The organism is Rhizobium atlanticum (assembly GCF_030182485.1).
GTDB lineage: Bacteria > Pseudomonadota > Alphaproteobacteria > Rhizobiales > Rhizobiaceae > Rhizobium.
The window spans coordinates 1-8,327 of sequence record NZ_JAQJCJ010000055.1 but is presented as its reverse complement, the minus strand read 5'-3'; the positions used below and the strand labels follow the sequence as shown (position 1 = coordinate 8,327).

Here is an 8,327-nt window from a genome sequence, read left to right as displayed (position 1 = left end):
GCGCTTCGGGCGCAATGCCATCATCCGCGGCGACAAGGATCTCATCAACCATGTGCCAGAGGCGCAGCGCCAGGCCTTCGCGGCGATGCAGGAGAGGCTGAAGGTCCTGCAGCAGACCGTCCGCGCGGAAAGCCGTCAGCAGATCCTCGCGGAACGGCGTCAGCGGGCGGTCAACCGCGGCCGGGGAATCGATCTCTAAAGGTCGCTGAACAACCGCATTGCTTGGCGTTCATGCGCCGCTGTCGGCTACTCGCTTTCACGCTGGGGATGTGGTGGTCTCCTCTGTGCTCAGATGTTTACTTTATTCCCAAGCAGAAGTGGAGGCGGTTTAATTTCCCACCATCATGCATTAGATCAGCTTCCTGAATTTCCCGTTTGAAAGATCCTGCCTTGGCCCCCTCAACCTTCGACACGCTTCTGCAGAAGATCGAAACCCGCGCGGCGCGTGCCGGCATTATCGGGCTCGGTTATGTTGGCCTGCCGCTGGCGATTGCGGTAGCGCGCAGCGGTTTTGCGGTCACCGGCTTTGACATCGATCCCTCAAAGATGGTGGCGCTCGATGCCCGCCGCTCCTACATCGACGCCGTCAGCAACGAAGCGCTCGCAGCCGAGATCGAGGCGGGGCGGTTCCAGGCGACCACGGATTTCGCAGGCCTTGGCGAATGCGATGTCATCATCATCTGCGTGCCGACGCCGCTGACCAAACATCGCGACCCCGATCTTTCCTTCGTCGAGGCGACCTCGCGCTCGATCGCTGAGCACCTGCGTCCCGGCCAGCTCGTCGCTCTGGAATCGACCACCTATCCCGGCACGACGGACGATATCGTCAAGGTCATTCTCGAAGGCACCGGGTTGAAATCCGGCGCGGACTTCTTCGTCGGCTTCTCGCCGGAGCGCGAGGACCCCGGCAACCAGCATTATCACACCGCGACCATCCCGAAGGTCGTCGCCGGCGACGGGCCGGAGGCGTTGGCTCTGATGAAGGCCTTCTACGGCGCTGCGGTTTCGACCGTCGTCCCGGTTTCCTCGAATGCGACGGCCGAAGCGGTCAAGCTCACCGAAAACATCTTCCGTTCGGTCAACATCGCCCTCGTCAACGAGCTGAAGACCGTCTATGCGGCCATGGGCATCGACGTCTGGGAAGTGATCGAGGCGGCCAAGACCAAGCCCTTCGGCTATATGCCCTTCTATCCCGGCCCCGGCCTCGGCGGTCATTGCATCCCAATCGATCCCTTCTACCTCACCTGGAAATCGCGCGAATACGAGTTGCCGACCCGCTTCATCGAGCTTGCCGGCGAGATCAATTCGGCGATGCCGCGCTATGTCGTCGGCAAACTAGCCGAAGCGCTCGACATGCGCGCCGGCAAGGCGCTGAGCCGCAGCCGTGTGCTGGTGCTGGGCCTCGCCTACAAGAAGAACGTCGCCGATATCAGAGAGAGCCCGTCGCTGCGGCTGATTGAAATCATCGAGGAGCGCGGCGGCCGCGCCGATTACCACGATCCCTTCGTCGCCGAGATCCCGCCGACGCGTGAATACCTGGCCCTGAAAGGCCGCAAGTCGGTGGCGCTGATGCCGCAGGCCTTGAGCGGCTATGACGCAGTGCTGGTCGCGACCGATCATGACAGTGTGGATTATGCGGCGCTCGCCAAAACTGCTGCGCTGATCGTCGATACCCGCAATGTCTTCGACCGGCTCGGCCTCTCGGCCGATCACGTCATCAAGGCGTGACGGAAACGGCCGAAAGCGATTTGCCGGTCATCCGGCTGGCGGCCACCGCATAGCCGCCTGACGCCCCGTCGATGAAATGCATGTGGTCGCGCGAGATCGGCGTCGGCACGAAGCAGGTCATCAGCGCTGAGGACTGGCGATGCAGGCCGTAGCGGGCGATGCCCTTGGCCCGCGCGTCTTCCAGCAGCGTCTCGATCCGTTTCAAGCGGCCGGCGTCGACGTCGACCGTCATCTTCAGCCCGTCGTCGAACTTGCGGAAATCGGAATTGCCGGCGACGTCGCGCTTGTAGCGGCGGGCATCAAAGCGTCCGAGTGGAAGGCCGAGCCTGTAGCACGCGAGGATGATGGCGAGCTGCAGGAAGATGATCAGCTTCTGCCACAGCCGTCTTCCCGCGGGCGCGGTGGCCTTGGCCTCGCGATTGATGCCCTTCAGCGAGAAGGCGAATTTCGGGCCGTCGGCCGGCACCGGATGGCTGCCGCGGTTCTGCTCGGCGGTGATGGCGACGATGCCGTTGACGAGATCGCGGAATTCTTCGCCCGGCCGGCCTTCGCCGGGCACGGCGATGATCGAGACGATCTCGCCATTCTCCGCCGCAATCGGGCTCCAGCGGCAGGACAGGCCAGTTAGATCCGGCCGCGTGCCCGGCGCGGCGCGCTCGACGCCGTAACGGCCGAGCTTCATCTGTCGTTCCGCCCAGCTTGTGCCGCCGCCCCAAAACATCGCATAGGTGACATGCGGGCTTGCGGAATAGCGCGCGACGCGCACGTCGAGGCCCTCCGCGCGGGTATCGGCGACCGGCACGATGGCGATGCGCAGCATCAGGCCGAGATCCTCCTCGACCCAGACCTGCACGGCGGCGAGCGCATCCCGCGCCGTCTTCTCCAGCGAACCCGGCAGCGCGATCAGCGCGCCATCGCCGCCGAAGACGAAGGGATAGTCGCCCTTGCCGACTGCATTCAGCACCGCCGAAATGACGCTGGCGCCGGCCATATTGACGTCCTTGTAGCGACCGCCGGCAATCGCCTGCGTCGAACCGACGATATCGGCAAGCGCCAGCACCCATCCCTCCGGCAACGGCCGGTAATTGCCGGCATCGGTCACGCCCTCGAAGGCGCTGAAGCGCGGCACGCTCGCAAAGAATTCTTCGTCGGTCCCGGTTGTCATGTCATTGACCTTAGCACAGACCCATATCGCTGCTGCAACGCCAATTCACATCTATGGCAATCGACTTGGCAAGGTTTCATGTGTTAGCACGCGCTCACGATTTTCATCACGGATTCGGATTGCCATGAGCCGCCTCGACAGCTTCATTCGCCGGTTGACGGCCCAACGCGACATTCTGAACGCAATCACCGATCTGGTCGAGGACATCGAAGGCCCGGTGCTGGAGTTCGGCCTCGGCAACGGCCGCACCTTTGATCACCTGCGCGAAAAATTCCCCGACCGCCGCATCATCGCCTTCGACTGGGAAGTCCGCTCCTATTCGGCCTCGACCCCAGAGCCGCAAGATATGGTGACTGGCAACATCCGCGATTCCGGTCAGGCCTTCCTCGGCATCGGCGCAGCCCTCGCCCACGCCGATATCGGCACCGGCCATGACGAGATCGATGCGGTGACGCTGACCTGGCTGCCACAGCTGATAGCCGGCGTGCTCGCCCCGAACGGCATCGCCGTCAGCGGCCTGCCGCTGGAGCATCCGGAGCTCACGGAGCTGCCGCTGCCGGAGGGAATCAAGGAAGGGCGGTATTTTCTGTATCGGCGCATGTGAGGGGAGAGGAAGCCCCACCCGCCTTTGAAGGAGGAGAAAAATGGAACGCATCGAGATGGAAGTCAGCGGCGGCTGTCAGTGCGGCGCCGTGCGCTACCACGCAACCGCCATGTTCGACAATTCGCATCTTTGCCATTGCCGCATGTGCCAGAAGGCTTCCGGCAACATCTTTGCCGCGCTCGTCGCCGCGCCCGATGATGCGCTCACCTGGACTCGTGGCAAGCCGAGCGTCTGGAAGAGCTCGGAGCTAGTCGAGCGCGGCTTCTGCGCCAATTGCGGCACGCCATTGTTCTTCCATCACCTGGAAAACGGTCGCACCAACCTGATGATCGGTTCGCTCGACCATCCGAACGCCTTCCCGCCGCATGCCAATACCTGCACCGAAAACATGGTGGCATGGTTCGACACGATCACGGACATAGAAAATACCGGCGCGACCGAAACCAACGGCGCTGACTGGGCTGCGGCGATCAGGGAAAGCAACAACCAGCACCCCGATCGCGATACCGGCTCGTGGACGGTGAGGGGGCGTGACGGCTGAGCCCTAGGAGCTTCCGCTCACGAGGCACAGGAATAAGCCGCGGCCGAGCGCGCCTTCAGTTTTGTCTCGAAGTCAGCCGCGATTTCCTCCAGCGTCACGCTGCCCAGCCGCCTCAGAAGCAGCTCTTCCGCCTCCTTCATCGCATCGGCCAGCGCACTATTCACCGCCTGCTCGACCAGACATTTGGGCTGATCATCGGCGGGGCCGATGGCGAAGAGGTGGGGGTCGCCAAGCGCGTTGTAGACGTCGAGCAGGGTGATCTCGGACAATTGCCGCACCAGCGTCCAGCCGCCGCCATGGCCTTTTTCCGAACGCACATAGCCCTGGTCGCGAAGGCCGGCCATGGTGCGGCGCACGACGACGGGATTGGTGTTGAGCATCTTCGCAATCACCTCGGAGGTTGCCGCATGTTCATGCCGATCCATGTGGATCAGCACGTGCAGCATGCGGGAAAGGCGGCTGTCGTTGCGCATGGTTCTATCCTGTCGATCGAGCGCGGCATTATCGCAAGCAATTTGTAACAAGACAAGTAACATGAGCCTTGACGGCGTTGTTTCATGTAACTTATGTTGATTCATGACAGGTAATGTCTAAGGAGTGATCGCATGTCCTACGAAGTCATCGTCGTCGGCGGCAATTTTGCCGGCCTGTCGGCAGCCATGCAGCTCACCCGGGCGCGCCGACGGGTTCTGCTCGTCGATGCGGGCGCGCCGCGAAACCGGTTTTCGCTGGCCTCGCACGGTTTCCTCGGCCAGGACGGCCAGGCGCCCGCGGCGATCATGGGTGAGGGGAAGAGGCAGCTTTCGCTTTATCCGAACATAAAGCTGTGCGACGGCAAGGTTATCCGCGCCCGGAAGGAGGGCGAGGAATTCGCTATCGCCATAGAAGGCGGCGGTGAAGAACGTGCTGCCCGCCTCATTCTCGCAACCGGCGTCTGCGACACGCTGCCCGACATAACTGGCCTTAGCGACCGCTGGGGCCGAGCGGTGCTGCACTGCCCCTATTGCCACGGCTATGAGGTGAGCGGCGGCGAACTCGGCGTCCTTGCTAACTATCCGCATTCGGCCCATTCCGCCATGATGATCCCGGACTGGGGTACGACCACCTTCTTCACCCAGGCACTATTTGAGCCCGATGAAGAGCAGCTGGCACGGCTGACAGCACGTGGGGTACGCATCGAGCGCAGCCCGATCGTGGAGCTGTTGGGCGATAGTCCGAAACTCCAGGCGGTGCGTCTCGCCGATGGCCGTATCGTTCCGCTCGACGCCATATTCGTCGCGCCGAAGACGGTGATGGCGAGCCCCATCGCCGACCAGCTCGGCTGCGCCTTCGACGACGGCGCCTTCGGGCCGGTCATCCGCACCGGCGAAAACAAGGAGACCAGCGTCAAGGGCGTCTTCGCCGCCGGCGATGCCGCAAGCTCCATGCACAGCGGCACGCTCGCCTCCGCCTCCGGCGTGCTCGCCGGCGTGCATTGCCATCAGTCGCTGGTGATGCCGCCCGCCGGATAGGTGCTTGCGACGTTGGGAGATGGGAGAGGCGCGCCAACACCTAGCACCTGAGATCCCCAACCAGCTCCCATAGATCGACCTTTTCAGCCCGCCCCTTCACCTGCACCAGACCCAGCGGCCGAAACTGGAAGCGATCGCCGACGGCGTTATGGATAGCGGCGCTCACCAGGATCGAGGTGCCGTATTCCTTGTTTAATCCTTCCAGCCGGGAGGCGACGTTGATCGTATCGCCCATGGCCGTGTATTGCTGGCGCGAGATCGCTCCGAAACTGCCGACGACGGCGGGGCCAGTATGGAGACCGAATCGCGTGAAGAGTTCGGGTCGGCCGTGCCTCCGGTTTTTCCCATTGAGTTCGTCGACGGCGGCTTTCATGGCAAGCGCGCATCGGCAGCCGTGGTCGGCATGCCTGGCATCCGGGACAGGGGCATTCCACATGACGAAAATGGAGTCGCCGAGATATTGGACGACTGTGCCGTCATGGCTCTCGGCAATGGTGTTCAGCAGCTCGAAATAGGCCGATAGCGTATCGACCACGTCCTCGGGCGAATTCTGCTCCGATATGGTCGTGAAGTCCCTGATATCGGTAAACAGCACGGTCACGTCCTGCCGCTTCGCCTTGACGACCGTTCGCCCGTCAGGGCTGACGATCCGGCGGACCACTTCACGCGGAACATAGAGGGCAAACTGGCCGATGGCGTGACGGCTTGCCGAGAGCGCGCTCGCCAATGTGTTGATTTCCGTTATCCAGGAGTGCGACAGGGCCTTCTCGCTGACCTCGAGATCGCCAATCATGCGCGCCTCGTCGGCGAGGCGGTACAGAGAGCGGCTGACCATGCGCGACAGGACCACCGATGCCGCAACACCCGCGATCAACAGGATGCCGGCAATCAGGAGATTGCGCACGAGCAGCCGGTTGGCCTCAGCAACGAGGTCGTCCAGCGGCACGACGATTGCGGCCGTGCTTCCCCGGAACAGGCCGGACACGCTGACCGGGGCGATCTGGACAAGATGGCTTACACCATCAAGTTCGATCCGCGCCAGGCCGCCGTTTGCGAAGGCAGGGTCCTGCCGCAGCCGGACAATCGTTTCGAGACTGGTATCGAAGGCGTTTGCCGTTATGGCGAAGGCGCCTGAGGTTCTCGACCATATTGCGATGATCCTGCTCATGATATCAGGGTCGGAATGAGCAACGAGATTGCCGCCCCCGTCGATGACATAGGCTCGGGCATGCGGCGAAATGCTCTGTGCATCCAGCAGGCGGCCGATGGTCTGCAGGTGAACGTTGATGCCGACGACCACCCGCCCATCGTCCTTCATCGGTGCCGCGATCGTCAGCGTCGGCACCTTGAGCGTTCCAGTCACATAGGGGCCGACGGAGACCGGGGCGCCGTCCTGAACGACCGATTGATACCACGGGCGTTGCCGCGGATCGAAAGACGCGTCGTCGACATCCCGTTCGCCGATCAGTCTTGCCTTGCCGTCGAGAAAGCCAAGCGTCGATATGACGTTCGCGCTTTGTCGCCCGGCGATCGTTCTGATCGCGAAAGCCGCTTCGTCAGGCGCTGCGAGGGTCTGGCGGACATCCCTCCTTCCAGCGTTGATGACCTGCAGGTACGAGCCGTCAGGGTATCCGGTATAGATGCTCGTTGCCTCGGGGACATTTCGCAGAACTTCGAGAAAGAGGTCCTGTTTCGCCTTGATATCCTGAGGCGGCGGCGAAACGAGCTGCGGCAGGGTGGATGCCAGCGCCACCGCCTCGTAGCCTCCCTCCAGCGTGTGGCGATATCCCTCGATCAGCCGCAGGCTCATCTCGCGCATCTGCTGCGCGCCGGCACTCACGGCAGCATTGCTTCCCTGCCTGAACGCCAACCAGATAATCGGCATCGACGTGCAAAGCAGCGATGCGACGACCAGGACACCGAGATGCACTCTGAGCGGTTTGGACCAGCGCACGAGACTTCCCTCGAATGCGGACACCTCTCAGCGCATCTAACGCCCGAAGCTCGTCTGACTGTGCTTGAAAAGTGCCCCCAACTGTGCAGCTAACCGCTTTTTTCGGGTTTGCACAAGACGTTCCTGAGCTCACGCCCCGGGGGGCAACACGGACGTCCGCGGCAAGGCGCCAGTAATCGTGTCCTGCAGAGCCTAGGGCAAAAACAATACGTTGTACTGATCGATATCGCCAGGCAGATCCCGCACCTTCATCTCTTCCTCGCGGTCCTCGAAGAGCACGACGCAATCCTCGTAGAACCTCGACAGCATCGTTATGAAGGCATTCGTGCCCTCGCGCCCGTAGAACAGCGGCGTGAACTCCATATGAAGCGGCACGCGGCGGGAAAGCAGCGGCTGCATCGAGCGGCAGGCGACCGGCTCATAGCCTTCAATATCCATCCACACCAGCCCGATCGCGGCCGGGTCGATCGAAAGCCCGGCGAGGATTTCGGAGACCGGCTTCACCGGTACGGTGACCTTCCTATCGCTAGATGTGAGCTTTCGGGAGGTTGTCCATTCAAAGCGGATTTAGGAGACTGGAGCTATCACACCTCGAGTCGGAAGGATCGCCGCGAATGAACATTCATAAGAATGCCCGACTGACGCCGTTGCGCCGGGAACAAATGGCGCTTGCTGTTATCGAAGGGCATCTGACCCAGGCTCAGGCAGCACAGGCCTATGGCGTCGCGGCCAAGATCGTCGCCCGTTGGGTCGAGCGTTTCAAGGCCGGTGGTCGAGAGGCGATGCTCGATCGTTCCTCCCGACCTCATGCCATGCCCCGGCAG

9 protein-coding genes and 1 pseudogene are annotated in these 8,327 nt (G+C 62.5%); 6 read left to right on the top strand and 4 right to left on the bottom strand.

The features are described 5' to 3' along the window. Together PH551_RS32345 and PH551_RS32340 are read left to right on the top strand one after the other, a co-directional pair. Positions 1-199 (top strand): hypothetical protein (locus PH551_RS32345; protein WP_285196375.1); only part of this gene is annotated, 199 nt, incomplete at its 5' end. A 191-nt stretch (positions 200-390) separates the two neighbouring features. After that, positions 391-1,728: a nucleotide sugar dehydrogenase gene (locus PH551_RS32340; RefSeq protein ID WP_285196374.1), complete on the top strand. Its 1,338-nt coding sequence runs from the start codon at positions 391-393 to the stop codon at positions 1,726-1,728. Here PH551_RS32340 and PH551_RS32335 read toward each other — a convergent pair. Further along, entirely contained in the window at positions 1,718-2,893 is a 1,176-nt protein-coding gene (locus tag PH551_RS32335) for a DUF3095 domain-containing protein (protein ID WP_285196373.1), read from the bottom strand. The genes PH551_RS32340 and PH551_RS32335 overlap by 11 nt on opposite strands. A gap of 124 nt (positions 2,894-3,017) precedes the next feature. Between PH551_RS32335 and PH551_RS32330 the strand changes: the two genes are divergently transcribed. Together PH551_RS32330 and PH551_RS32325 are read left to right on the top strand one after the other, a co-directional pair. Next, the gene (locus tag PH551_RS32330; protein WP_285196372.1) at positions 3,018-3,497 is read left to right on the top strand and encodes a class I SAM-dependent methyltransferase; all 480 of its coding nucleotides are present in this window, start codon (positions 3,018-3,020) and stop codon (positions 3,495-3,497) included. Positions 3,498-3,537: 40 nt separating this feature from the next. Beyond that, the gene (locus PH551_RS32325; RefSeq protein WP_285196371.1) at positions 3,538-4,038 is read left to right on the top strand and encodes a GFA family protein; all 501 of its coding nucleotides are present in this window, start codon (positions 3,538-3,540) and stop codon (positions 4,036-4,038) included. A gap of 17 nt (positions 4,039-4,055) precedes the next feature. Here the strand turns inward: PH551_RS32325 and PH551_RS32320 are convergent, their stop codons facing one another. Beyond that, the gene (locus tag PH551_RS32320) at positions 4,056-4,511 is read right to left on the bottom strand and encodes an Rrf2 family transcriptional regulator (RefSeq protein WP_285196370.1); all 456 of its coding nucleotides are present in this window, start codon (positions 4,509-4,511) and stop codon (positions 4,056-4,058) included. A 132-nt stretch (positions 4,512-4,643) separates the two neighbouring features. Here PH551_RS32320 and PH551_RS32315 point away from each other — a divergent pair, with 132 nt between their 5' ends. Beyond that, positions 4,644-5,549 carry an NAD(P)/FAD-dependent oxidoreductase gene (locus tag PH551_RS32315; RefSeq protein WP_285196369.1) on the top strand — a complete coding sequence of 302 codons (906 nt, stop codon included), beginning with the start codon at positions 4,644-4,646 and terminating at the stop codon, positions 5,547-5,549. Between the two features lie 40 nt (positions 5,550-5,589). On the opposite strand, the gene PH551_RS32310 is transcribed toward PH551_RS32315, so the two are convergent. Beyond that, positions 5,590-7,503, bottom strand: a complete 1,914-nt coding sequence (locus PH551_RS32310; protein WP_085780902.1) for an adenylate/guanylate cyclase domain-containing protein — start codon at positions 7,501-7,503, stop codon at positions 5,590-5,592. A 192-nt stretch (positions 7,504-7,695) separates the two neighbouring features. Continuing rightward, positions 7,696-8,031: pseudogene (locus PH551_RS32305) on the bottom strand (class I SAM-dependent methyltransferase); the annotation flags it as partial. Positions 8,032-8,117: 86 nt separating this feature from the next. On the opposite strand from PH551_RS32305, the gene PH551_RS32300 reads away from it, so the two are divergent. After that, a partial coding sequence (locus PH551_RS32300; RefSeq protein ID WP_285196368.1) for a leucine zipper domain-containing protein occupies positions 8,118-8,327 on the top strand: 210 nt, incomplete at its 3' end.

What these genes read in the sequence shown, in the direction of transcription:
- PH551_RS32335 (WP_285196373.1), bottom strand. Translation starts at nt 2,893, where the DNA reads ATGACAACCGGGACCGACGAAGAATTCTTTGCGAGCGTGCCGCGCTTC.
- PH551_RS32330 (WP_285196372.1), top strand. Translation starts at nt 3,018, where the DNA reads ATGAGCCGCCTCGACAGCTTCATTCGCCGGTTGACGGCCCAACGCGAC.
- PH551_RS32325 (WP_285196371.1), top strand. Translation starts at nt 3,538, where the DNA reads ATGGAACGCATCGAGATGGAAGTCAGCGGCGGCTGTCAGTGCGGCGCC.
- PH551_RS32320 (WP_285196370.1), bottom strand. Translation starts at nt 4,511, where the DNA reads ATGCGCAACGACAGCCGCCTTTCCCGCATGCTGCACGTGCTGATCCAC.
- PH551_RS32315 (WP_285196369.1), top strand. Translation starts at nt 4,644, where the DNA reads ATGTCCTACGAAGTCATCGTCGTCGGCGGCAATTTTGCCGGCCTGTCG.